This window comes from Nocardiopsis mwathae (assembly GCF_014201195.1).
Lineage (GTDB): Bacteria > Actinomycetota > Actinomycetes > Streptosporangiales > Streptosporangiaceae > Nocardiopsis_C > Nocardiopsis_C mwathae.
Map to the genome: position 1 here is coordinate 4,445,625 of NZ_JACHDS010000001.1, position 24,934 is coordinate 4,470,558.

At 72.1% G+C, this 24,934-nt stretch carries 20 protein-coding genes and 1 riboswitch; of the genes, 10 read left to right on the plus strand and 10 right to left on the minus strand.

The window, feature by feature from the left end; translation table 11 throughout:
* The 5 genes from HNR23_RS19390 to thrC form a co-directional block, all read right to left on the minus strand.
* Positions 1–1,431: a condensation domain-containing protein gene (locus HNR23_RS19390; RefSeq protein ID WP_184077460.1), complete on the minus strand. Its 1,431-nt coding sequence runs from the start codon at positions 1,429–1,431 to the stop codon at positions 1–3.
* Positions 1,425–2,942 carry a condensation domain-containing protein gene (locus tag HNR23_RS19395; protein WP_184077462.1) on the minus strand — a complete coding sequence of 506 codons (1,518 nt, stop codon included), beginning with the start codon at positions 2,940–2,942 and terminating at the stop codon, positions 1,425–1,427. The genes HNR23_RS19390 and HNR23_RS19395 overlap by 7 nt, the downstream gene beginning before the upstream one ends.
* A gap of 460 nt (positions 2,943–3,402) precedes the next feature.
* Complete coding sequence (gene groL / locus HNR23_RS19400; RefSeq protein ID WP_184077464.1) at positions 3,403–5,028, minus strand: chaperonin GroEL; 1,626 nt, start codon at positions 5,026–5,028, stop codon at positions 3,403–3,405.
* Positions 5,029–5,360: 332 nt separating this feature from the next.
* A complete protein-coding gene (locus HNR23_RS19405) occupies positions 5,361–5,639 on the minus strand; it encodes a MoaD/ThiS family protein (protein ID WP_184077466.1) in 279 nt (92 codons plus the stop codon).
* 98 nt (positions 5,640–5,737) lie between these two features.
* Positions 5,738–7,006, minus strand: a complete 1,269-nt coding sequence (thrC, locus tag HNR23_RS19410; RefSeq protein WP_184077468.1) for a threonine synthase — start codon at positions 7,004–7,006, stop codon at positions 5,738–5,740.
* Positions 7,007–7,019: 13 nt separating this feature from the next.
* Positions 7,020–7,163, minus strand: a riboswitch (SAM riboswitch).
* A gap of 482 nt (positions 7,164–7,645) precedes the next feature.
* On the opposite strand from thrC, the gene HNR23_RS19415 reads away from it, so the two are divergent.
* Positions 7,646–9,085, plus strand: a complete 1,440-nt coding sequence (locus HNR23_RS19415; protein ID WP_184080610.1) for a trehalose-6-phosphate synthase — start codon at positions 7,646–7,648, stop codon at positions 9,083–9,085.
* A gap of 85 nt (positions 9,086–9,170) precedes the next feature.
* Here HNR23_RS19415 and HNR23_RS19420 read toward each other — a convergent pair whose 3' ends face one another.
* On the minus strand, positions 9,171–9,785 hold the full coding sequence (locus HNR23_RS19420; protein ID WP_184077470.1) for a GrpB family protein: 615 nt from the start codon (positions 9,783–9,785) through the stop codon (positions 9,171–9,173).
* Between the two features lie 79 nt (positions 9,786–9,864).
* Complete coding sequence (locus tag HNR23_RS19425) at positions 9,865–11,145, minus strand: S8 family peptidase (RefSeq protein ID WP_184077472.1); 1,281 nt, start codon at positions 11,143–11,145, stop codon at positions 9,865–9,867.
* A 309-nt stretch (positions 11,146–11,454) separates the two neighbouring features.
* Between HNR23_RS19425 and HNR23_RS19430 the strand changes: the two genes are divergently transcribed.
* The 7 genes from HNR23_RS19430 to HNR23_RS19460 all read left to right on the plus strand — a co-directional run bounded on the left by HNR23_RS19430 (position 11,455) and on the right by HNR23_RS19460 (position 19,838).
* Positions 11,455–11,778 (plus strand): DUF3263 domain-containing protein, encoded by a 324-nt coding sequence (locus HNR23_RS19430; RefSeq protein WP_184077474.1) that lies wholly within the window; start codon positions 11,455–11,457, stop codon positions 11,776–11,778.
* 100 nt (positions 11,779–11,878) lie between these two features.
* Positions 11,879–12,712: a trehalose-phosphatase gene (gene otsB / locus HNR23_RS19435; protein ID WP_184077476.1), complete on the plus strand. Its 834-nt coding sequence runs from the start codon at positions 11,879–11,881 to the stop codon at positions 12,710–12,712.
* A gap of 143 nt (positions 12,713–12,855) precedes the next feature.
* Entirely contained in the window at positions 12,856–16,866 is a 4,011-nt protein-coding gene (gene eccCa / locus HNR23_RS19440; protein WP_184077478.1) for a type VII secretion protein EccCa, read from the plus strand.
* On the plus strand, positions 16,863–17,294 hold the full coding sequence (locus tag HNR23_RS19445; protein WP_184077480.1) for a hypothetical protein: 432 nt from the start codon (positions 16,863–16,865) through the stop codon (positions 17,292–17,294). The genes eccCa and HNR23_RS19445 overlap by 4 nt, the downstream gene beginning before the upstream one ends.
* A complete protein-coding gene (locus HNR23_RS19450; protein ID WP_184077482.1) occupies positions 17,291–18,340 on the plus strand; it encodes a DUF6177 family protein in 1,050 nt (349 codons plus the stop codon). Before HNR23_RS19445 ends, HNR23_RS19450 begins: the two co-directional genes overlap by 4 nt.
* Before the next feature lie 130 nt (positions 18,341–18,470).
* On the plus strand, positions 18,471–19,376 hold the full coding sequence (locus tag HNR23_RS19455; RefSeq protein ID WP_343070622.1) for a helix-turn-helix transcriptional regulator: 906 nt from the start codon (positions 18,471–18,473) through the stop codon (positions 19,374–19,376).
* Positions 19,377–19,532: 156 nt separating this feature from the next.
* Complete coding sequence (locus HNR23_RS19460; protein WP_184077484.1) at positions 19,533–19,838, plus strand: putative quinol monooxygenase; 306 nt, start codon at positions 19,533–19,535, stop codon at positions 19,836–19,838.
* Between the two features lie 231 nt (positions 19,839–20,069).
* Here the strand turns inward: HNR23_RS19460 and HNR23_RS19465 are convergent, their stop codons facing one another.
* The 3 genes from HNR23_RS19465 to HNR23_RS19475 form a co-directional block, all read right to left on the minus strand.
* Positions 20,070–20,630, minus strand: a complete 561-nt coding sequence (locus HNR23_RS19465; protein ID WP_246421809.1) for an RDD family protein — start codon at positions 20,628–20,630, stop codon at positions 20,070–20,072.
* A 241-nt stretch (positions 20,631–20,871) separates the two neighbouring features.
* Positions 20,872–21,510 (minus strand): response regulator, encoded by a 639-nt coding sequence (locus HNR23_RS19470; protein WP_184077489.1) that lies wholly within the window; start codon positions 21,508–21,510, stop codon positions 20,872–20,874.
* Positions 21,507–22,781 carry a sensor histidine kinase gene (locus tag HNR23_RS19475; protein ID WP_184077491.1) on the minus strand — a complete coding sequence of 425 codons (1,275 nt, stop codon included), beginning with the start codon at positions 22,779–22,781 and terminating at the stop codon, positions 21,507–21,509. The genes HNR23_RS19470 and HNR23_RS19475 overlap by 4 nt, the downstream gene beginning before the upstream one ends.
* Positions 22,782–23,011: 230 nt before the next feature.
* Between HNR23_RS19475 and HNR23_RS19480 the strand changes: the two genes are divergently transcribed.
* Together HNR23_RS19480 and HNR23_RS19485 are read left to right on the plus strand one after the other, a co-directional pair.
* On the plus strand, positions 23,012–24,121 hold the full coding sequence (locus tag HNR23_RS19480) for an FtsX-like permease family protein (protein WP_184077493.1): 1,110 nt from the start codon (positions 23,012–23,014) through the stop codon (positions 24,119–24,121).
* The gene (locus HNR23_RS19485; protein ID WP_184077495.1) at positions 24,118–24,828 is read left to right on the plus strand and encodes an ABC transporter ATP-binding protein; all 711 of its coding nucleotides are present in this window, start codon (positions 24,118–24,120) and stop codon (positions 24,826–24,828) included. The genes HNR23_RS19480 and HNR23_RS19485 overlap by 4 nt, the downstream gene beginning before the upstream one ends.
* Positions 24,829–24,934 lie beyond the last annotated feature (106 nt).

Sequence of the window (24,934 nt, forward strand, 5' to 3'; positions counted from 1 at the left end):
CTACTCCGCCGGGTCGCCCGCTGCCGCTGCCGCCACCCGCTCGCCGAGCGGGTAGTCGCCGTTCTGCGCGATCTCCCGGAACACGTGGCGCAGGCGCTCCAGGAAGATCGGGATGTTCTTGCGGGCCTTCTCGGTGTCCGGGTACTTGGTGTTGAGGAAGGTGCGGTCCCAGCCCCGGTTCAGCCACATGGACACCTCCCGGGTCTCCCCGGGCCCGGCCAGCACGTGCAGGTTGGCGCCCGGCCAGTCCGCTGACGCCGGGGCGTGGCGGATGTCGAGGTAGGACACCATCGGCGGGGCCGCTCCGGGGACGGACTGGGCGGTGAGCTCCGGGTAGAGCTCGGTGACGCGGGGCATTGGGACCCCGATCATGGAGCGGGCCGTCTCGAAGGCGCGCTGCGCCTCCGCGATCACCTCGGTGAAGCTCTTGAGCCCGGCGACCTGGAAGGTGATCGGTACGACGTTGACGAACCACCCCTGGGCGCCGAACCAGCGCGCCTCGTCGCGGGTCTGCATGACGGTGAGGCCGCGGTAGGCCTCGGTGCCGTTCAGTTCGAGCCCGCAGATGCCGAGCGCGGCGAACATCCCGGCGGTGAACCCGCCCCCGCCCGCCTTGCACACCTGGGAGAACACGTCCGCCTCGACCGGGGTGAACACGTCCTCCTCGATGAAGATCGCGGGGTAGGTCTCGCCCGGCTCGGTGCCGAGGTCCAGTGGGACCGTCCGGTCGCCCCCGCCCTGCCAGAAGTCCACCCAGCGGTCGACACCCGGCGTCTCCGGCCCGATGTGCGCCAGCCGCTCCCGTTCCACCCCGCAGTAGTCGACGTACGAGCCGACGCTGGGCAGCCCGTGGTCGACCCCCTCCAGTTCGGCCTCATAGAGGGCGCGGAGCTCGGCGAACACCAGCATCAGCGACACCCCGTCGCAGTGGGCGTGGTCGACCGCGTAGACGATGGTGGAGGTGGTCTCGCGGACGATCGCGGTCATCGCGAACGGCGGCCACTGCATCGGGTTGACCGAGGTGTCCAGGCGGTTGCGCACATGGGCGCGGATCGCGGCGGGCTCCTCGACCACGCCCTGGGACACCGGGCGGATCGCCAGCTTGTCCGGGGGCATGGCGTAGCGCTTCAGCCCGCTGTCGTCCGCGGCGAACCAGGTCAGCAGCGTGGGGTGGCGGCGCGCCCACGTCTCCAGGGCGGCGGCCATGGCGTCGGTGTCCAGGCGGCCGGGCAGGTCGAAGGCGATGCACACCCACGGCGTGGTCGGGCGCTCCGCGGCCTGGTTGGCCAGCCACAGGCGGGTGTGGTGCTGCTGGATCCAGGACGGCGGTTCGGGGTGCTCGCTCCACCCGGTTCCGGCGGTGTCCTGTACCTCGAACTCGACCAGCTCACCGGGCTCGGGGCTGTACTCGACGATCTTCGTCATCAGCATGATGCGGCCTCCATGTCGGCGGTCACCGGGTGGGCTCCGGCGGCGGGTTGCGGGGATGCGGTGAGCTCCCCGCCGTCGGCGACGCGTTTCATCTGCGCCGCCGCGTTGTCGATGTAGAGTCGTGCGGCCGTGGCGCGGTTACCGACGGCCGGGTAGCGGAAGCTGACCCGCGTGCCGTCGAACCCGCGGTTGATCCACAGGTAGACCTCGTGCGGGTGGTGGCTGCGGCTGCGCAGGGTGTGCATCCGCCACTCCTTCCAGTAGCGCGCGCCGGGCGTCAGCCGCATGTCGACGTAGGACACGACGAACCGCGGCTCCAGCTCGGCGCCGAGCAGTTCGACCACCCGGGCGAAGGGGACCTCCGACAGCGGCTTGGCCGCCTTGACCGCGTCCGCGGCGCCCGTGAGCACCTTCGGGAAGGTGTCGGGTCCTGCGACGGGGAAGTGGACCGGTGCCAGGCCCACGTACCAGCCGAGCGAGCGCGCCCACTTGGGGTGGTTGCGGGTGTGGAAGATGGTCAGTGCCCGGAACTCGTCCTGGCCGAGGCTTTCCCGCCCGGCGAGGCCCAGGCAGGTGAGGATCCCGGCCAGCGGCGACCCCCCGCTCTTGCGGCAGGCGGCGTCGAAGGCCGTGGCCTGCTCCGCGTCGAGGATGAGTTCGTCCCCGCTGAGCTGCGGCGCCGTCATGTCGTCGTACAGGGCCGGGTCGTCGTAGTCCGCGTAGTCCTCGTACCCGCCCTCGACCCCGCCCTCGACCAGCCGGGCCGCCGGGAACTCGGGCAGCTTCCACCCGTTGGCCGCGAGGAAGTCCCGCCACCGGGTGACGGCCTCGTGGTCGGAGTCGACCTCGGCGGCGGCCGACCGCTCGATGTGCGAGAAGTCCAGGTAGCTGCCGACGTCCGTGGGGTCGGGCCGGGAGCCCACCACGGCGGCCGCGTACAGCCAGCGGATCTCCTGGGCGATCAGGAGGATCGAGTAGCCGTCGACGTTGGAGTGGTCGAAGCCGAGGCACACGGTGGTGGAGCCGGCCCGCGAGATCGTGGCGCAGGCGTAGGCCGGCCAGGCCAGCGGGTCGGTCTCCCGGTCGAAGAAGGACTCGAGCCGCTCGGTCAGCTGGGCGGTGTCGGTGTAGTCGCCGACGGGTGTCCCGCACAGTTCGACCTCGCCCTTGGCGAGCGTGACGCGGGTGATGCGGTCCCCGTCGACGCGCAGCCCGCTGCGCAGCGTCTCATGCTGGTCGATCCAGGTGAGAAGGGCGGTGCGGAACGCCTCCGGGTCGAGGCGGCCCGGCAGGTCGAAGACGGTGGCGAGCCAGGACGGCGACGCGCGGCCCCGGCTGACGCCGGCCAGGCGGCCGCGCACGTGGGCTTCCTGAACGTAGGAGGGCGGCCGTTCGTCGGTCCTCCATCGGCTCCCGTCCGGCCCACCCCAGGGCCGCCACTCGGTCAGCGCGCCCGGTTCGACGTCGATATCAGAAATCTCGGTGAACTTCATTTGGCCCCCGGTTGCCATGCAGGAACGATAGCAAAGAAACCCAAAAGAAAAACCAATGGAATGGCATCCACCGAAGGAAGACGTCGCGGTCCGATACCGCACGTCGGCCTACATCGACAACCGTCGACATAGCCGCATGAGGAGGACATCGCCCGAGGTCAGGGGACTTGCGAGACATCAGATCCACGGGAATTCACGCCGCCGCAATACGTCGTTAACGCGACGGATGCTCATTCACGTGGATCAAATAAGACCCACATCGTTGGGGGCACCTTCGGACAGCGATATCCGGAAAAAGACCTTTTTCGGGTGACGCTGCCCGCCCGATGTTAGTAGGAGATAAGTCGGATTTCATCCTTTTCTCAGAGTTGCCCGCGTCACACGCTTGCGAACACGCGAAAGGGCGGCCCCCGCAAGGGGGACCGCCCGATCGTCGCAGGCTGGTGACGCGTACCTGGACGCCAGAACCCGTGGGTCCTTAGAAGTCCATGCCGCCCATGCCGGCGTCCGGAGCGGCCGGGGCGGCCTTCTCCGGCTTCTCGGCGATGACGGCCTCGGTGGTCAGGAACAGACCGGCGATGGAGGCCGCGTTCTGCAGCGCGGAGCGGGTGACCTTGGTCGGGTCGATGACGCCGTCCTTGAACAGGTCGGTGTACTCGCCCGTGGCGGCGTTGAGGCCGACACCGGCGTCGAGGCCCTTGACCTTCTCCGCGACGACGCCGCCGTTGAGGCCGGCGTTGACCGCGATCTGCTTCAGCGGCTCCTCGATGGAGCGGCGGACGATGTCGGCGCCGATGGCCTCGTCGCCGGACAGGTCCAGCTTCTCGAAGGCCGGGACACCCGCCTGCAGCAGCGCGACGCCACCGCCGGGCAGGATGCCCTCCTCGACCGCGGCCTTGGCGTTGCGGACGGCGTCCTCGATGCGGTGCTTGCGCTCCTTGAGCTCCACCTCGGTGGCGGCACCGGCCTTGATGACGGCGACGCCGCCGGCCAGACGCGCGAGGCGCTCCTGCAGCTTCTCGCGGTCGTAGTCGGAGTCGGTGCGCTCGATCTCGTTGCGGATCTCGTTGACACGGCCGGCGATGGCGGTGGCGTCGCCGGCGCCGTCGACGATGGTGGTCTCGTCCTTGGTGACGACGACCTTGCGGGCGCGGCCGAGCATGTCGAGCTCGGTGTTCTCCAGCTTGAGGCCGACCTCCTCGGTGATGACCTGGCCGCCGGTCAGCACGGCGATGTCGCCGAGCTGGGCCTTGCGGCGGTCACCGAAGCCCGGGGCCTTGACGGCGACGGACTTGAAGGTGCCGCGGATCTTGTTGACGACGAGCGTCTGCAGCGCGCCGCCCTCAAGGTCCTCGGCGATGACCATCAGCGGACGGCCGGCCTGCAGGACCTTCTCCACGACGGGGAGGAACTCGTTGTTGTTCGAGATCTTGGAGTTGACGATGAGGATGTAGGGGTCCTCAAGGACCGTCTCCATGCGCTCAAGGTCGGTGGCGAAGTAGGGCGAGATGTAGCCCTTGTCGAAGCGCATGCCCTCGGCGAGTTCGAGCTCCAGACCGAAGGTCTGGCCCTCCTCGACGGTGATGACGCCTTCCTTGCCGACCTTGTCCATCGCCTCGGCGATGACCTCGCCGATCTGGGCGTCGCTGGCGGAGATGGAGGCGGTGGAGGCGATCTGCTCCTTGGTCTCCACGTCCTTGGACAGCTTGGCCAGCTCCTCGCTGATGCGGGAGACGGCGGTCTCGATGCCGCGCTTCAGGCCGACCGGGTTGGCGCCGGCGGCGACGTTGCGCAGACCCTCGCGCACCAGCGCCTGGGCCAGCACGGTGGCGGTGGTGGTGCCGTCACCCGCGACGTCGTCGGTCTTCTTGGCGACCTCCTTGACGAGCTCGGCGCCGATCTTCTCCCACGGGTCTTCGAGCTCGATCTCCTTGGCGATGGAGACACCATCGTTGGTGATGGTCGGGGCGCCCCACTTCTTCTCAAGGACGACGTTGCGGCCCTTGGGGCCGAGCGTCACCTTGACGGCGTCAGCAAGCGTGTTCATGCCACGTTCGAGGCCGCGCCGGGCTTCCTCGTCGAACGCGATCAGTTTGGCTGCCATAGAGTTCTAGTCCTCCCGTGACCGGGCTGATACGCGAGGGAACGAGCCGACGCCCGCGACGGACGACCGCGGCTTCTCCCCGGCAACCCGACTGCCGGAGACCGCGGCCTCATCGTCTCGATCCTGACTTAGCACTCATGATCCCAGAGTGCTAACGCTCCTTTTTTAGCACTCGGGCCGGTTGAGTGCAAACGACTCAGCGAAGTTGTGGAAGCTCGGCTACCCGCAGGTCAATAGGGGTTTCACGGCCCCGACCAGCCCCCGGAGAGGCACGAAAACCGCGCCCGCCGAAGGGGTTGGCAGGCGCGGTTTCCTGGGACGACGCGAAGGAGCTAGCAGCCCCCGGCGACCGCCGGGATGATCGAGATCTGCACCCCATTGGCGGTGGCGGTCGCCAGCCCGTCGGCGAAGCGGACGTCCTCGTCGCCCACGTACACGTTGACGAACCGGCGGATCTTGCCGGAATCGTCGAGGATGCGCGCCTGGATGCCCGGGTAGTTGGCCTCCAGGTCGGCGAGGACGTCGGCGAGAGTGGCGCCCTCGGCACTCACCTCGGCGGCGTCCTTGGTGTAGCTGCGGAGAATGGTCGGCACGCGGACACTGACGCTCATGGCTGCGAAGTACTCCTGACGGGTGCGGGGTGGGTCGTGGGTCGCGGATCGGCGGCTGTGGTCGGCGGGCGGCCGCGGTCGGCCGCGGGTCGGCCGGGTCAGAGCAGCCCGGCGTCCTTGAACGCGTCCAGGGACGGCTTGATGGTCGCGGTGACGCCGGAGTCCACGGCGTTCAACGTCTTGAGTCCGTCGCCGGTGTTCAGCACGACGGTCTCGGCGCCCGGGTCGAGCACGCCCTCGGCGGCCAGCTTGCGCAGCACGCCGGTCGTCACGCCGCCGGCGGTCTCGGCGAAGATGCCCTCGGTGCGGGCCAGCAGCTTGATGGCGTCGACGACCTCGGCGTCGCTCACGTGCGCCACCGCCCCACCGGTGCGAGCGCAGATGTCGAGGACGTAGGGGCCGTCGGCGGGGTTGCCGATCGCCAGCGACTTGGCGATGGTGTCGGGCTTGACCGGCTGGATGACGTCGTGCCCGCGTTCCCAGGCCCGGGCGACCGGGGAGCAGCCGGTGGCCTGCGCGCCGAAGACCTTGTAGGGGCGGTCCTCCACCAGGCCCAGCGCGATGAGCTCGCGGAAGCCCTTGTCGATCTTGGTGAGCTGGGATCCCGAGGCGATCGGGATGACGATCTGCTCCGGCAGCCGCCAGCCCAGCTGTTCGGCGATCTCGTAGGCCAGCGTCTTGGAGCCCTCGGCGTAGTAGGGGCGCAGGTTGACGTTGACGAAGCCCCAGTCCTCACCGGCGCTGTCGCCGATGAGCTCGGAGCAGAAGCGGTTGACGTCGTCGTAGTGGCCGTCGAGGGCCACGACCTTGCCGCCGTAGACGGCGGCCATGACCACCTTGCCCTCCTCCAGCCCGGCCGGGATGAACACGCACGAGTCGAATCCGGCGCGGGCGGCGGCGGCGCCGACCGCCCCGGCCAGGTTGCCGGTGGACGAGCAGGACAGCGTGCGGAAGCCGAACGTGCGCGCGGCCTCGACGGCGATGGCCACCACACGGTCCTTGAAGGAGTGCGTGGGGTTGCCGGAGTCGTCCTTGACGTGCACCGAGCGCAGCCCGAGTTCGGCGGCCAGCCGGTCCGCCCGGACGAGCGGGGTCAGGCCGGGGTTCATGTTGGGTAGCGAGGCGACATCGGCCGGGACGGGCAGCAGGTCGGCGTAGCGCCAGATGTTCTTGGGGCCGCGCTCGATGGACGCGCGTGTGACGGTGCCGAAGTCGTAGGCGATCTCCAGCGGGCCGAAACAGAACTCACACGCGAAGCGCGGGCCGAGGTCGTAGCGTTCCTCGCACTCCCGGCAGGACAGCGCGACGGCGGGGCCGAAGGAGCGGGCGGTGGCGGCGGCTTCGGGTTCGGCGGCGGTAATCGCCATGGCGAGGCGTCTCCCCTCATCTTTCCCGTCGACCGATCTGGCCACGGGCCGGAGTTGGCACCTGCCTCGGCCGCCTCGCGGGTCACAGCGAGAAGTACGCACCGAGATGGTTGCCGGGGCTTCGCAGGGCCGGTCCCTCCACCCCTCTGGATGAGCAATATGAAGTTGTCATGAAGTTGTCGACGGACCCGGTGGGGATCCGTTGGTCACTGTAACCGACGGACATGCGGCGTTTCCATGGGGGGTGACGTGTATTACACGAATCCGCTCACATCGTGAGACGCCGCGTCCACCGCAACTCGCTCGACACCTTCCGACCTGTGGGTTCACCCCATAGCCCGCCCGCCGCTCCCGACACCGGGCCTCGGAGGGAAAGCACCGGCCAGGGACATCCGGGGGGAAACTTCCGGAATTCGGGCAGGGCCGGGAGCGGGTTTGCGCCCCGCCGACACTGGCGAGACCTAGGGACGTCCGCGGGCGGCCGCCCTCGACCACGACCACCCGTTGCATCATGGTCCTGCACCGACGCAAGCTTTCCGATATCTGTACATTCGCACGTTTAGCCGAGTTTCAGTCCGTTTCGTACGATTCGCTCAAGCTCTTCCGTTTACACTGTTCGCGCGAGAGGTGGTTGATCAGGTGGACAAGGCGCAGATCCTCGTCGCTTCCAACAGGGGGCCGGTGTCCTTCTCGGTCAATGCCGACGGATCCCTCGACTACCGGCGCGGAGGCGGAGGCCTGGTCTCCGGCCTGAGTTCCGTCGCGGCCGAGACCGACACCCTGTGGGTGTGCGCCGCGCTCTCCGACGCCGACCGCCGGGCCGCGGCCGGTGCGCCCGACGCCCGACTGGACAAAGGCGGCTTCGACCTCGGCGGCATGCGCGTACGGATGCTGGACATCCCGCCGGACGTCTTCACAAGCGCCTACACCTCGGTGGCCAACTCCACCCTCTGGTTCGTCCAGCACCTGCTCTACGACACCCCGAACAAGCCCGCCTTCGGTGCCGAGTTCCGCGCCCAGTGGGCCGACTACCGCGCCTACAACGCCGCCTTCGCCGAGGCCCTGCTCACCGGCGCGGCCGACAACGCGCGGGTGGCCGTGCAGGACTACCACCTGGCCCTCGTGCCGCGGATCCTCCGCGGGCGCCGCCCCGACCTGCGCATCGCGCACTTCTCGCACACCCCCTGGGCGCCGCCGGAGTACTTCCGCCTGCTGCCCACCGACATCGGCCGCGAGCTGCTGGAGGGCATGCTCGGCGCCGACCACCTCGGCTTCCTCAGCCGACGCTGGGCCGACGCCTTCCTGCGCTGCTGCGAGACCTTCCTGCGCAGCGACGTCGACTGGGCCAAGCGCACCGTCGAGTACGGCGGCCGGGTGATCCACGTCGGTGTGCACCCGCTCGGCGCGGACGCCGACGGCCTGCGCGAACGCGCCGCGGCCCCGGACGTGGCCGACCGGCGCACCGCCCTGCGCGAGCGCGTCGGCGACACCCTGCTGGTCGTCCGCGTCGACCGCACCGAGCTGTCCAAGAACATCGTCCGCGGCCTGGAGGCCTACCGCGAGCTGCTGGCCACCCGTCCGGAGTGGCGGGGCCGGGTCACCCACCTCGCCTTCGCCTACCCCAGCCGCGGGGACGTCCCGGAGTACCGCGAGTACACCGAGGCGGTGCGGCGCGTCGCCAAGGAGATCAACGACGAGTTCGGCACCGCCGAGTGGACCCCGCTGATCCTGGAGGTCAACGACGATTACCCGCGCTCCCTGGCCGCTTACCAGCTCGCCGACGTGCTGCTGGTCAACCCCATCCGCGACGGGATGAACCTGGTCGCCAAGGAGGGGCCGGTGCTGTCCCACGACGGCTGCGCGCTGGTGCTGTCCACCGAGGCCGGCGCCGCCGACGAACTGGGCGCCGACGCCCTGCTGGTCAACCCCTACGACGTCTCCGAGACAGCGGAGGCCCTGCACACCGGCCTGGCCATGTCGGCCGCGGAGCGCCGCTCCCGCTGCGACCGCCTGGTGGAGAGCGCGACCGCCATGCCTCCGCAGCGCTGGTTCGCCGAACAGCTCCGAGCGATCGCCTGACCGGCCGGCGGCGGACCGGTCGTCCTGCGGCCGTGGCCCGGCGGCTGAACCGCCGGGCCACGGCACCCGCACCCGCTCCGCGGGGTCAGGACTTCCGCTCGGCCATGGCGCGGGCGATGATCTCCTCGACTACCTGCGACTTCGCGTCGGCGTAGTCCTGGATGTCGTCCCACGTCCGGTCGCTCAGTTCACGCTTGACCCGCTCGTAGGCCTCGCGCTCGGCGGGATGGGCGCGCAGCCGGTCGCGGAACGCCAGCAACCGGTCGGGCTCGGGCGAGCCGACCGTGAAGACGTGCAGGTTGATGTTGACGTCGGGCCCCTTGAGCACCCGGTGCTCGTGCCAGTCCGGCTCGCGGATGACCAGCACATACCCGGCCTTCTCCAGGTCGGGCACATAGGCGTCCTCATCCGCGGCGTCGGCGAGGAGCATCAGCATGTCGACGCACGGCTTGGCGGCCAGGCCGGGCACCGACGTCGAACCGACGTGCTCCAGGCGCAGCACCCGCTCTCCCAGGACCTCGCGGATCCGCTCCGCCTCGCGCTCGAACAGGAAAGGCCACTTGGGGTCGTAGTCGTCGAGCCGGACGCGGCCGTCGATCAGGTTGCGGGACACGCGGTCGCGGTCGATCACCGGGTCGCCGCGTTCGGGCAGCGGCGGGGAGTCCGGGGAACGGCCGGGAGGGGTCTCATCAGGCGACATGCCGAAAGCCTTCAGGTCCCGCCTCCGCACGTCAAGGCTTCGGCCGGCTTTCGGGACGCACGGCCGCGCGCCCCGCCGCTCAGCGCCTGCGGCGCGACCCCCGGCGCCGACGCCCGGTGCCCGCCGTCTCACCCTCCGTCTCCTTGGCCTGCTGCCGCCGCCACTGCTCGGCCGCCTCCTCGGAGTCGGGGTCGGGCCGGAGATCGTAGGGGTTGACCATCGACCGGCGCAGCATCACCACGCCCACGACCAGCAGGCTCAGCAGCAGCACACCGGTGCCGGCCCACAGCGTCCACGCCGGGACCGGGAATTCGTCGCCGGTCTGCCCGGCCAACTCCTCGTCGAACAGCGGGACGTCCTCGGCCGTCCCCGTCGACGCCGACATCGCGCCGGGCGCGTTCAGCACGCCGCCCGACTCCGCGCCCTTGACCAGCGCCTCGGCGACCTGGTCCGGCAGCAGCTGCGGGTGCTCGGCACGGACCAGCGCGGCCGTGCCCGCGGCGAACGCGGCGGCCGCGTCGTCGCCGCTCATCTCGGTGTAGCCGGTGCCGACGTCCAGCGTCTCGACGTCCCGGCCGGGCGCGATCAGCCCGGCCGCCGAACGCCCGCCGCCGTCCTGGGCCTCGTCCGCAGCGCCCTCCTGTGCGTCGCCGCCCGCCGGGCGCAGCTGCCGGTCGGCCGCGCCGACCGCGAGCACGCCCTCCGACTCCGCCGGGTACCCGCCGTCGGCCGGGACGACGACCAGCGTGCCGGTGCGGACCGCGTGGTCGATGGCCTCGCGCACGCCCGCGTCGGCGGCGGCGCCCCCCATTCCCGCGGGCAGTGCGATGACCTGCGCGCCCTCGTCCACGGAGTAGCGGATCCCCCGCTGCAGCGCCGTGTCGGGGGCGACACCGCCGGCGTCCGCGCCGTCCCGCTGCACGCGCACCGACAGCAGCTGCGCCTCTGGCGCGACACCGAGCATCCCGCCGTCGTGTTCCTGTCCGTGCCCGCGCGCCCCGATGATCCCGGCCCGACCGGTGCCGGAGGCGCCGAAGGGATCGCCGGCCTCCTCGCCGTCCTCGTCCGCGGTGAAGTCGGTGCCGATGGTGACGCTGCCGCGGAAGTCCGGGTGGTCGCCGTCGACGCCGGTGCCCAGCACCGCGACCACGACGCCGCCGCCCGAGGTCTGCTCCCACACCTCCGGTGCACCGACGGCGTCCAGGCCCCACTGCTCGGGGCGCAGGTCGGCGACCGTATCGGCTGCGGCGGGTGCCGCGGCGGTCAGCTGGGCCGCCAGGACGGCCGCGCACGCTCCCAGCGCAACGGGCGTGCCGGTGGTGTTCGGGCGCGTCGGGCGCGTCGGGCGCGTCGGGCGCATGTGTACCGTCCCCCTGATGACATGTCGTGGATCGCGCACGTGGCCTCCGCGGTGCGGACGAGCGGTGGCAATTCTGCCACGTGGAGGCCGCGGGGCGGGGGTGGGCCCGTGACGCCTCGTGCGCGCTCCCGGCCCCTGCGGGTGCCCGTGGGGAGCGGGATCGCCCGCGGCACAGGAGTAGCGATCGGGCGCCGACTTCCAAAGGTCAGGGAAGTGTGACCCCCAGGGTGAGTCCTCCCGGATCCCCTCTTCCGTTCCACTGCGGACTCGCTACCATGAGTCGCGCCTATCCGGACGAGGAGGCGCCCAATGTCAGATCCCGGTCCATTCGATGAACTACCGTCCGTTTTCCCGGCGGAGACGGCGGCATCCTCCGGTGGACCCGAACTCGCCGACCGCGAACAGCGGATCCTCGCCTTCGAGCGCCAGTGGTGGAAGCTCGAAGGCTCCAAGGAGCAGGCCATCCGCGATGAGTTCGGCTTCTCCCCCACCCGCTACTACCAACTTCTCAACGGTCTGGTGGACCGCCCCGAAGCGCTCGCCTTCGACCCCATGACCGTGAAGCGGCTCCGCCGCCTGCGCGCCAACCGGCGCCGCCAGCGGACCGCCCGCATGCTGGGCATCCAGCTCTAGCCGACGCACCGCCACGGGCCCGGCACTCCTCCCCTCCCCCGCCCGCTCCGCGGACGCCGGAACGCCCGCCATCGACGCCCCGCGAAAGGCCCAGGCCGCAATGACCGTCCCACGCCCGCACACCGCCGAGGGCGCCGCCGCACTGGACCGGCTGCTCGCCGAGCCGTCCACCGCGGTCCTCGCCTTCGACTTCGACGGCACGCTGGCCCCCATCGTCGCCGACCCGCGCGACGCCCGCGCCTACCCCGGTGTCACCACCGAGCTGGCGCGCCTGTCCCCCCTTGTCGCGTCGGTCGTGATCATCACGGGGCGACCGGCCGGGCTGGCGGTGGAGTACGGGGGGCTGGACGGCGTGGACGGCGTCGTCGTCCTCGGGCAGTACGGGCGCGAACGCTGGGAGGCCGGCCGCTTGGAGGCGCCCGAGCCGCCTCCCGGCGTGCGGCTCGTCCGCGACGAACTCCCGGAGCTGCTCCGGCGCCACGACGCCCCCGAGGGCACCTGGATCGAGGACAAGGGGCACGCCCTGGCGGTACACACCCGCCGCACCCCCGCCCCGGAGGCGGCCCTGACCCTGCTGCGCGGCCCCCTGACCGAGCTGGCCGAGCGCGCCGAGCTGACCGTCGAGCCCGGCCGGATGGTGATCGAGCTGCGCCCGCCCGGCATGGACAAGGGCGCGGCCCTGACCCGCTTCGTGACCGAGCGCGGCGCCGCGTCGGTGCTGTACGCCGGTGACGACCTGGGCGACCTGGCCGCCTTCGACGCGGTCGCCGCGCTCCGCGGCGCGGGCGTCGCCGGCCTGACCGTGTGCAGCGGCTCCGACGAGGTCACCGCCCTGGCCGACCGCGCCGACCTGGTCGTCGACGGCCCGCCGGGCGTCGCCGCGCTCCTCGGCTCGCTGCGCGCCGCACTGGAGTCCGCACCTCCGCGCGGCTGAGAACCCGTCCTCTCGGGCCCCGCCGCCCCGGGACGCGCCGCGTGCGCGGTCCACAACCGGCCGGGACAGGGGCGGCTCGCCGCCGCCCGCCGTCACCGACGGGGACTAGGATCTGTGCGGTCTGTCCTGAGAGGAGTGCGAAGGTGACGATCCGTATCGTGCATCGCCCGGCCCGGACCGTCCACCCGCCTCCCCGGCAGGAACCGCACGAGGTCGAGGCTCCCCCGACACTCCCCGACGGCAATGCGCAGACCAGCCCGCTGATGACCATCCTTCCGATGGTCGGCATGATGGGTTCGCTGACGATCATGATGGTGCTGCGCAACCCGGCCTTCATGGCGATCGGGGCGCTGGTGCTCGTGGTCGCGGCGCTGGCCGCCGTCGGCATGCTGTTCTCGCGCCGCGGCCAGGCCGCCCGGCAGCGCCGCAACCAGCGGGAGCTCTACCTCGAATACCTGGAGGAGCTGCGGGAGGACCTGAGCCGCTGGGAGCGGGAGACCCGGTCGCACGCCCGTCGGCTCGACCCGCCGCCCGAGGCGCTGTACGACGCCGTGCACGACCCCACCCGGCTGTGGGAGCGCCGCCGCCGGGACCGCGACTTCCTCCGGGTCCGCGTCGGCACCGGCGTCACGCCCGGCCGCCTGCTGCGGCTCGCGGAGAAGGGCACCGCGCTGGCCCCCACCGACCCCTTCATGGCCTCCGAGGCCAGGGGCGCGATCCGCCGCTTCGAGAAGATCCCGGAGATGCCGCTCACCGTCCCGTTGGACATGGTGGGCGACATCAGCGTCATCGGCGAGCGCGCGGACGTGCTGCGGCTGATGCGGGCGCTGCTCGCCCAGCTCGGTGTCTTCCACGCGCCCGAGGACGTCGCGCTGGCCGTGGCGCACCCGACCTCCCGCGCCGAGGACTGGGACTGGGTGAAGTGGCTGCCCCAGGCACTGGACCCCCGGCGCCGCGACGGCGGCGTCAACGCACGGCTCATCGCCCCCACCCCGGCCGAGTTGGGCGCGCTGCTCTCCGACGAGCTGCGCTCGCGCAACGACTTCGCGGCCGAGGTGCGGCGCGGCATGGGCAAGCGCGAGGCGTACCGGATGATGCGGCGCCTGGTCGTCGTCCACGACACCCACGGCCAGGTCGCCACCGAGCTGGCCCGACCCGACGAGGCGGTCCCGCCCTCCGCCCTCGGCGCGACCGTGATCCACCTGGTGGCCGACCAGGTGTCCGAGCCGGGCGACGTGAGCATCCGGCTGACGGTCTCCGGCGACGAGGTCCGGATGGAGGACCTGCGCGCCGACGACCCGCCCGTCCTGACCGGAACCGTGGACGACGTCCCCGCGGCCACCCTCGCCGGGCTGGCGCGGATGCTCGCCCCGCTGCGCCTCTCCCGGGAGTCCGTCGAGGAAGCCGCTGCCGAGGGCGGCGGCGTCGACTTCCCGACGATGATGGGCGTGAGCGACCCCGGCGACATGGACGTCGCACGGCTGTGGGCGCCGCGCAGCGAACGCTCCTTCCTCCGCGTCCCCATCGGCGTCGACGACCTGGGGCAACCGGTCGTCCTCGACCTCAAGGAGGCGGCGCAGCTCGGCATGGGGCCGCACGGGCTGTGCGTCGGCGCCACCGGCTCGGGCAAGAGCGAGATGCTGCGGACACTGGTGACGGCCCTGGCCGCGGCGCACCCGCCCGAGGACGTCAGCATGGTGCTGGTCGACTACAAGGGCGGCGCCACGTTCGCGCCTTTCGCGGACCTGCCGCACGTCGCCGGGGTCATCACCAACCTGGAGGACGACGCCGCGCTGATCGAGCGCGCGTACGCGAGCCTGTCGGGCGAGGTGCAGCGCCGCCAGCAGGTGCTGCGCGACGCCGGGAACGTTGCGGGGATCGGCGACTACGCCCACAGGCGGCGGCACGACCCGAGCCTGCCGCCGCTGCCGCACCTGCTGGTGATCATCGACGAGTTCGGCGAGCTGCTGACCGCCCGGCCGGACTTCATCGAGCTGTTCCTGTCCATCGGGCGGATCGGCCGCAGCATCGGCGTGCACCTGCTGCTGTCCAGCCAGCGGATCGAGGGCGGCAAACTGCGCGGGCTCGACACCTACCTCTCCTACCGGCTGGGGCTGCGCACCTTCTCCGAGGAGGAGAGCCGCACCGTTCTGGACACCCCCGACGCGTTCCACCTGCCGTCGATGCCCGGCTTCGGGTACCTCAAGGTCGACACCACCGTCTACCAGAGGTTCAAGGCGGGCTACGTCTCCGGCGCCTACCATGGCCCGGTCGCCGCCGAGGCGGAGGCCGAGCGCGAGAAGGCCCCGCCGGTGCGCGTTTACACCGCCTACAACACCGGCGATGAGCCGACGGCGGAGCCGCAGCCCGCCGCGGGCGGCGACGAGGACGCTCCGCTGCCCCGGCGCACCACCGGGCCGACCCTGCTGGACGTGATGGTGGGGCAGCTGGCCCGGCACGGCGAACCGACCCGCGGCGTCTGGCTGCCGCCGCTGCCCTCCGCCACCACCCTGGACGCGGTCACCGGCCCGGCCCGCGACGGCGGCGCCGGGATGCGGCTTCCGCTGCCCGAGGACATGCGCCCGCTCCAGGTGCCCGTGGGCCTGCTGGACGACGCCGCCAAGCAGTGGCAGGGGCTGTGGACGATCGATCTGACGGAGTCGGGCGGCCACCTCGCCGTCATCGGCGGCCCGCAGACCGGCAAGACCACGCTGCTGCGCACCATGGCGCTGTCCCTGGCGCTGACCCACACCCCCGGCCAGGTGGCGCTGTACGCGCTCGATCTGGTCGGCGGGGGCCTGCAGGCGCTGTCGGGGCTGCCGCACGTCGGCGGCGTGGCCGGACGCACCGACGCCGAGCGGGTGCGGCGCACCGTCGAGGAGGTCCACGGGATGCTGGAGCGCCGCCAGGAGGTGTTCCGGGAGCGCGGCATCGACTCCATCCAGCAGCTGCGGCGGATGCACGCCCGCGGGGAGGTGCCCGAGCTGCCGTGCGCCGACGTAGTGCTGTGCGTCGACGGGTTCGGGGCGCTCCGCAGCGACTTCGACGAGGTCGACCACATGGTCTCCGACCTGCTGCAGCGCGGCGGCGGGTACGGCGTCCACGTGGTCGCGGCGATGCTGCGCTGGAACGACGTGCGGATCGCCATGCAGTCGAATTTCGGGAGCAAGGTGGAGCTGCGGCTCAACGACCCCACCGACTCGTCGGTGGACCGCAAGCTCGCCGAGACGATGAGCGCCGAGACGCCGGGGCGGGCGCTGACCGACGGCAAGCTCTTCGGCCAGGTGGCGCTGCCCCGCGTCGACGGCCGGGCCGACGACCGGGACCTGGGCGAGGTCGTGGAGAAGACGGCGCGGGAGATCGGCGGGGCGTGGCGCGGGCCGGGCGCCCCCAGGGTGCGCGTGCTGCCGCACCGCCTGCCGGCGCGGACCCTGCCCGGGGCCGCGGCCGAGCCCCGCCTCGTCCCCATCGGTGTGGACGAGCGGGCGCTGGAGCCGGTCCTGCTCGACCTGTTCGACCACGACCAGAACCTGCTGGTGCTGGGCGACGGCGAGTGCGGCAAGACCAACCTGCTGCGCCTCATCGCCGAGGGGCTGATGGCGCGCTACAGCTCCACGGAGCTGGTGTTCGCCGTGATGGACCCGCGGCGGACCCTGCGCGAGGTGGTGCCCGAGCCCTACCTGGGCGGGTACGCCAGCAGCGCGCGGGTGTGCGCGGGGCTGGCCACGGGGGTGTCCCAGGAACTGGAGGGGCGCCTGCCCGACGAGGCCGCCGCCCAGCACGAAAGAACGGAGATCACCGGCCCCCGCATCGTCGTCCTGGCCGACGACTACGACGTGCTCACCACCGCCGGCCAGAAGCCGCTGTCGGCGTTCGTCCCGTTCGTGTCGAGCGGCCGCGACATCGGGCTGCACTTCGTGGTGGCCCGCCGCGTGGCCGGGGCGGGGCGCGGGCTGTACGACCCGCTGGTCCAGTCCATACGCGAGATCGGCACCAGCGCCGTGCTCATGTCGGGCGACCGGAGCGAGGGCCAGCTCTTCCCCCGCGTGTACGCCGACCGCCGGCCCCCGGGCCGCGGCCGCTGGCTCCGCCGTGGAGAGTCCCCGCGCCTCATGCAGACCGCCATCCTGGAATCGGACAGGGAGCACCATTGACCTACGACGTGGTCGCACTGGTCAGAAAGGACCCGGACATGCGGGCGCTGATCGACGCGATGGTGGAGGCCGGGCCCGAACTGCGGGTGCGCGGGGCCGGGGGTGGCGCGGTGGTGCAGCTGCGCGACGACGACGGCACCCCGCTGGTGAGTATCGAGGCCGCGCAGCGGGTGGACGTGCCCGGCGAGGTGGAGCGGCTGCTGGGGGCCGAGACGGCTGCGTGCATGCCCGATCCGTGCTGGTGGGTGGAGGTGCGGGCGTCTCGGGGGACCGACGGGACGGCTGCCGGGGTCGACACGGCGGGGCTCGCCCACCGCTTCGCCGACGGCCTGGTCGGCAGCCTCGGCGGAACCGTCTGGTCGGCACACCCCCGGCCGACCGCCCGCCGCCGCGACGCGAGAGACGAGAGGAACGAGGACGCACGGTGACCATCCACCCCGCGGTCGATCTCGCCACCGACCGGACGGTCCTCGTCTACCAGGACCGGCCCGTGGTGCCCCTCTCCTCCTGGCTGGCCGACGCCATGGCGACCTTCGCCGAGGAGGGGCGCGGGCTGCAGGTGGTGACCCCGGCCGCGTCGCGCCTCACCTTCCCGCTCCGCTCCCTGCTGAGCCGACCGCAGGCCCGGTGGGTCGTCGCCGAGCCCGACGGCTCCGGCGGCCACTACGACGGCCTCACCGGTACGCGTCTGGTCTGGGACGACACCGCGGGCTACGTCCCGGCGGCGGCGCCCGAGGCCCCGGCCGCGCCCGTCGGTGGCACCGCCCCGAGCGACCTCTCCCCCGCGTTCCTCCAGCGGCCCGCCGCACTCGGCGCCCACCTGATCATCGACGTCACCGCGGTGCACCCCGCCACCGACGAGCTCCTCCTCGGGGCGGTGGCCGAGGCCCTGGCCCGCGCCTTCACCGGGGCCGACCCGGGCGGCTGGGGCACCAGCGAACCCGCCCTGAACGTGTGGGACCGCGCGGCCCTCACCGCGACGTGCCGCCGCCGCGCGCCCCAGCCGACCTGGTTCGCCTTCGTCGGCCCCGGCGGAGGCACACGCCCGTGCATCGGCACGCAGCGCGTCTCCCGGGTGACCTCCGGAGTGAAGGAGAAGGTCACCTTCGCGGTCGCCTATGCCGAGGACGAGCCCCCGGCCCTGCACCGGCTGGAGGACACCGTCGGCGACCTCGCCCACCGGGGCGTCCTGCGCACCCTGACCGCCCACCGGCTCCCGGGCCGCCCCGACCTGACCTACGAGCCGCGCACCCCGTCCGCCGCCACCCCGGTCGGCCTCGCGCTCGGTCCCGGCGCCGTCACCGAGGCGGGCATGGACCACGTCCTGGAGTCCCCGGTCTCGGGCCACCTGATGGGCCGGCGCGAACAGCCCGCCGTCTGGTTCCCGTTCGGCGACGGCACCACCCCCGAGAGCCGGCAGGCGTTCACCCGCCTGATGCGCCACCTCGGAGCGGAGGGCCCGCCGACCGTTTAGCCCTCGGCGGTGCCCACGCGCCTCGGCACGGTCGGATCCGCGGCGGTCCGGTCGGCCGACAGGCCGACCCGGCGGCGACCGGGCCGCGCGAGCGGGCATTCTCGCTACCCTTACCCCTTGACCTCGGCCGGTGGAACACCTGGACCTGGTCGCCGACCAGCGGTCATTGTTGAATCAGGGGGTGCGAGGGGTGGACCGGCAAGAGGAGTTGCGGGAGTTCCTCAGATCACGGCGAGCACGTCTCCGGCCCGAAGATGCCGGGCTGACCCGGAGTTCGGGGTTCAGCGGGCGCCGCCGGGTTCCGGGGCTGCGCCGTGAGGAGCTGGCCCAGCTGGCCGGGGTCAGCATCGACTACTACGTGCGCCTGGAGCAGGGACGCGCAGGACAGGCCTCCCCGGAGGTGCTCGACGCCGTCGCGAAAGCGCTGCAGCTGGACGCGTTCGAGCGGGCGCACCTGTACGCGCTGGTGCGCGGCGAAGACGTCCCGCCGTCCGGCGAACACCGGCAGGAGATCCGCCCTGGGGTGCGGGCCCTCCTGGATGCCCTCGAAAACGTACCGGCGTACGTGGTGGGGCGCCGCCTGGAGATCCTCGCCTGGAACGAACTCGCGCGCATCCTGATCGCCGACTTCCCGGCGCTGTCGCACCGAGAGCGCAACCTCGCCCGCCTCACGTTCTTGGACCCCTCGGCCCAGCAGCGCTACATCCGATGGCAGGAGAAGGCCGAGGACACCGTCGCGTTCGTGCGGCTGGACGCCGGCCGCCACCCCGACGACCCGGAGCTGGCGCAGCTGATCGAGGAGCTGAGCTCACAGAGCGAGGACTTCCGGCGCATGTGGTCCGAACACGACGTACGGGATATCACCCACGGCCCCAAACCTCTCTACCACCCGCTGGTCGGCGTCCTGCAGGTGTCGTTCGAGACATTGCAGCTTCCCGATGAGCCGGACCAGGCCGTGGTGGTCTATCTGCCCGAACCGGGAACCTCGGCGGCCGCCGACCTGCGGCTGCTGGCGGCCGAGTACACCGCCTCCTGACAGGGGTAATGCCGTTACCAGGACGGCCGATGCTAGGAGTCCCTTTCATCGGAGAACCTCGGCCTGTGCAGCCGGGTGTTCTCCCTGCAAAGTGGTCGTAGTCGCTGAGGACATCAGCCGACGAAAAGCAGGAATCGACCACTGAGGGGATTCACCATGACGTACCACGTGCTCGTCCAGTTCGACGTTCCGCCGAGCAAGCGCGAGGACTTCGTCGCCGCCGGCCTGTTCGACGCCGAGGGGTCACTGGCCAATGAGCCGGGAACCCTGCGCTTCGAGGTCATCCGCGATGAGAACAACCCCAACCGCTTCTACCTGGACGAGGTCTACACCTCGCGTGAGGCGTTCGAGGAGCACTGCTACAACCCGACCATCGAGAAGTTCTACGAGATGGTCGACTCCTACGCCTACGGCCCCACCTTCCTGTTCAAGGGAGAGCGCGCCGAGCCGCGGTCGAGCTGACCCGGTGCCGCGCCCCTGCCCTGCCCGTTCCCCGGGCCGGGCAGGGGCGGCGTCGACCGGTCGGAGTGGCACACGTCCGGGTGCGGCGCAGTGTCGGCGGCCACCCCGGGAACCGGTCGTCCGGGTCCCGTTCGGCGACCGGACCGCCTCCGAGAGCCGGCAGGCGTTCACCCGCCCGATGCGCCACCCCACCCCGTTTCCGGGCGACCCGCGCAACGGTCGCTACATCGGTCACCCGGCGCGGCCGGGAGGGACCTGTCCTGGGTAGCCGTGGGCGTAGTGCGGCGGCATCGGGGCGGGGGCCACCCCGCGCACCTGGACGACGCGGGTTCCCGCCGCCTTGTCGTGAATCGCCTGCTGGTAGGGCTGGTCCCACAGCGGCCACAGGTAGTCCAGCAGTGCGCCCACCCAGACGAACCCCAGCAGCATCCGGACGAACTGGCGGAGGGCCGACGCACCGAGCGACGGCGGTTCGCCGGTGCGCACCGAGATCGCCTTGATCCCCATCATCTTCTTGCCGAGCGTCTGGCCACTGCTGGCGTGCATCAACCAGAAATAGGAGAAGGAGGCGAATAGCGCGACAAGGAGCATGATCAGAAAGGCAACCATCATTTCCGGCGTATCCTCCGCCGGCTTGCCACCGGCATCGAGGATCTCGATGGAAAAGAACACGCCGGGGTAGAAGATCAGAGCGAAGATGCTCGCGCCGATGAGCCCGTCCACGATCCAGGCGACGGCGCGCACGCCCCAGCTCGCGGGCGGCGGCCAGGGGGCCGCGGGCTGCTGGTACATCGGCGGGTAGTAGCCCGGGGCGGCAGGGTAACCGGGAGGCGGACCGTAGCCCGAGGGAGCCCCGTAGCCGCCGTTCGGGGGCGGGTACGGCTGCTGGGCATAGTGAGGGGAGCTCATTCGACCGGGTCTTTCGTGACACATCGGAATCAGGGGACCACAGATTCTTACACGAATGCGCACATTTTCCGCAGCACTCCCCTGCCCGCCGTGTCGCAGCGTCGCCGCCGTCGGCGGCGGCCGCTCAGCGCGGCCGCAGGATGCCGCGTTCCAGGGCCGTGGAGATCGCCGCCGTGCGGTTGTCGACGCCCAGCTTGTCGTAGATGTGCACCAGGTGGGTCTTGACCGTGGCCTCGCTGATGAACAGCTCCCGGGAGATCGCCCGGTTCGACAGTCCACGCGCCAGCAACCCGAGGATTTCGATCTCGCGCGCGCTGAGCGCGGGACGCGGCGAGCGCAGGCGGCCGAGCAGTCGGGCTGCCACGTTCGGGGCGAGGGCGGTCTCGCCGCGCGCCGCCGCCGCGACGGCCTGGCACAGCTGCTCGGGTGGGGCGTCCTTGAGCATGTAGCCGGTGGCGCCCGCCTCGACGGCGGCGAGGATGTCGGCGTCGCTGTCGTAGGTGGTGACGACCAGCACCGGCGGCGCGCCCCGCCGCTCGCTGATCGCCCGGGTCGCGGTCACGCCGTCCATGCCCTGCCCCATCTGCAGGTCCATGAGGACGACGTCGACCGGGGTGGTGTCGAGGACGGCCAGCGCCTCGCGCCCGTCGGCGGCTTCGGCCACCACCTCCATGTCCTCGCGCTCGTCGAACATCGCGCGCAGCCCGCGCCGCACCACCGGGTGGTCGTCGACGAGCAGGAGGCGCAGGCGGCCCTCGGTCACGCTTCTCCCTCTCCTTCGGCGTTCTCGGCCGACAGCGGCAGGGCCACCGCGACCGCCGTGCCCTCGCCCGGGGCCGACTCGATCTGCAGGCGGCCACCGAGCGCGGCGATGCGGTCGCGCAGCCCCCGCATCCCGTATCCGGTGCCGTCCGGGCGGGAGCGCTCGACGCCCGCCGGGTCGAACCCGCGCCCGTCGTCGAAGACGTCCAGCGTGACCTCGCTGCCCAGGTAGGCGAGTGTGACCACGGCCGTGCCCGCGCCCGAGTGCGCCGCGACGTTGGCGAGGCTGGCCTGCGCCGCCCGCAGCAGCGCCACCTCGTAGTCGGCCGGGAGCGGTACGGCGTCCCCCTCGACCCGGCACCGGCAGTCGATCCCGCTCTCGGTGGCGACGCGCGAGCACAGCCGCCGCAGTGCCTCGGCCAACGACCCCCCGGACAGCGCGGGCGGGGCGGTGAGCCCGCGCACGAAACCGCGGGCCTCGTCCAGGTTCTCGGCGGCGGCCGCGCGGGCCTCGGAGATGCGGTCGAGCGCGGCGTCGGGGTCGGTGCGCACCGTGCCCTCCGCCGACCGCAGCAGCAGCACGATGCTGGAGAGCCCCTGGGCCAGGGTGTCGTGGATCTCGCGGGCCAGCCGCTCGCGCTCGGCGAGCACCCCGGCGCGGTGCTGCGACTCGGCGAGTTCGCCCCGGGTGCGCCGCAGGTCCTCGATCAGCCGCCGCCGCTGCTCGCTCTCCGCGTACAGCGCCGCGTACCCGAGCGCGATCACCACCGCGAAGACCGCGCCCAGCGTCGGCCCCAGCACCATCCCCACCGAGATGTCGCGGGCGTGCAGGGCCTGGGCGGTGATGACCGCCCCGGTGATCACGGCGACCGCCAGCACCGCGTGGAAGCGGCCCAGCAGGTGCAGGTGGAGGAAGAACAGCGGGAAGGCGAGCCAGGAGAAGTCCGGGCTGATCAGCAGCAGCACCGCCCACAGCGCGGTGACCAGCGCGAGCCACACCCGCGCGGCGGAGCGGGCCGACAGGCGGCGCAGCAGACCGGCGGGCCGTCGGCGCAGCACCAGCGGGCCGGACACGTACACCGCGGCGAGTACCGCGGCGCCGAACAGTGCCGCCCAGCTCCAGTGCCCGGCCTCCTGGACGGTGAACAGGCGCAGCGCCGCGATACCGAGAAGAACGAAGAACGCCGCGTGCAGGCACGCCCGCAGCACCGCGAGCACGGTCGCGGTGCCCGCGCTGAACGTGGCGAACGGCGCCTGGTGAGCGGTGTCCATCCTTCTCACGTTAGGCCGCCCGCGCCCCACCGGCATCAACCGAACGGTTGATGCCGCGATCAACCGTCCTGCTCCGCGGAACCATCCGTCGCCCCGATGGAATCCGCACGCCCGAGCGCCATCGTGGACAGAGTGCCCGAGCCTCCCCTCCCCCCGCGCACTGCTCGGCCCGCACCCGAACCGCAACCGCAACCGCAACCGCAACCGAGATCGAAGTCGAGGCACCCGCCGTGTTCGTAGCCATCCGTGACATCCGCTTCGCCAAGGGGCGGTTCGCGCTGATGGGCTCGGTCGTCGCCCTCATCACCCTGCTGGTCGTCCTGCTGTCGGGGCTGACCGCGGGGCTCGCCGACGAGTCCGTCTCCGCCGTCGACCGCCTGCCCGCCGACCGGATCGCCTTCGGCGCCGCCGGGGACTCCGCACCCGAAGAATCGTTCGCGGACAGCTCGGTCACCACCCACCAGGTCGACACCTGGGCCGCGGCCGACGGCGTCGACTGGGCCGAACCGCTCGGCATCACCCCGACCCGTCTGGAAGCACCCGACGGCTCCACCGTGGCCGCGACCGTGTTCGCCGCGCGGCCGGGCGGCCGCCTCGCTCCCAGTGGGACCGCGGACGACGGCCTGGTCATCGGTCGGAAACTCGCCGATGAGAAGGGGCTGGAGGTCGGCGACACCCTGCACCTGGGCGACGCCGAGCTCGCCGTCACCCGTATCGGGCCGGACTCCAGCTACAGCCACACCCCGGTGGTGTGGACGTCGCTGGACACGTGGCGCTCGTCGGCCGCAGCGGGGCGGAGCGCGGACGACGCCCCCGCAGGCACCGTGGTCGCGGTCGGCACCGACGGCGCGGGGGCCGACGCACCCGACGCCGACGCGATCGCCGCCATCGACTCGGACGCCGGCACCGTCTCGGCCACCCGGTCCGACAGCCGGTCGGCGGTCGGCGCGTTCTCCTCGGAGAACGGGTCGCTGCTGATGATCCAGGGCTTCCTGTACGCCATCTCCGCGCTGGTCGTCGGCGCGTTCCTGACCGTGTGGACGATCCAGCGGTCGGGGGACATCGCCATCCTCAAGGCCCTCGGCGGCTCCACCGGCTACCTGCTGCGCGACGCCCTGGCCCAGGCGCTGATGGTGCTGCTGGCGGGCGCGGGCGCCGGCGGGCTGGCCGGGCTCGGGGTGGGGATGCTGGCCGAGCGCGTCGTCCCGTTCTCGCTGTCGGCCGCCACCACCGCGCTGCCCGTGGCGGCGATGGTCGCCCTCGGCATGCTCGGGGCGGTGCTGTCCGTCCGCCGTATCACCTCCGTCGACCCGCTGACCGCCCTTGGAGGCGTCCGATGAGCATCGCACTGACCGACATCGTGCTGACCTACCCCGACGGAGACTCCACCGTCACCGCGCTGGACCACGTGTCACTGGAGGCGCGGCCGGGCGAGCTGCACGCCATCGTGGGACCGTCGGGATCGGGCAAGTCGAGCCTGCTGGCGGTCGCCTCGACGCTCATCCGCCCGGACTCGGGCAGCGTCCGGATCGACGGCACCGAGGCCGCGGAGCTGTCGCCCGCCGAGCGGAGCCGGCTGCGGATGAACCGCGTCGGCATCGTCTTCCAACAGCCCAACCTCGTGTCCTCGCTGACCGCTGCCGAGCAGCTGCTGGTCACCGACCACATGCGGGGGCGGCCGGTCCGGTCCCACCGGGCGGCGGCCGAGCGCCTGCTGGCGGTCGTCGGCCTGGACGGCAAGCAGCACCGGCGCCCGGCCCAGCTGTCGGGCGGCGAACGCCAACGCGTCAACATCGCCCGCGCCCTCACCGGCGACCCGCGCGTCCTGCTGGTGGACGAGCCCACCGCCGCTCTCGACCACGACCGCGGAGCCCGGATCATGGACCTGCTCGCCGAGATCACCACCGAGTACAGGGTGGCCACGTTCGTCGTCACCCACGACACCGAGTACCTGGACCGCGCCGACACGGTCTCCACCATGCGCGACGGCCGGCTGACCACCACTGGTGGCGCCCCCCGCCCGGAGAGATCGGGCGCCGCGGTCTGATCCTCGTGGTCGACCGCTCCGGCGACGGTGTGGCCGCTACCGGCCACACCGTTCGAAACCCCAGGCCAGCCCCGCTCCTCAGGCACATCGAGTACCGAGAGTGCGC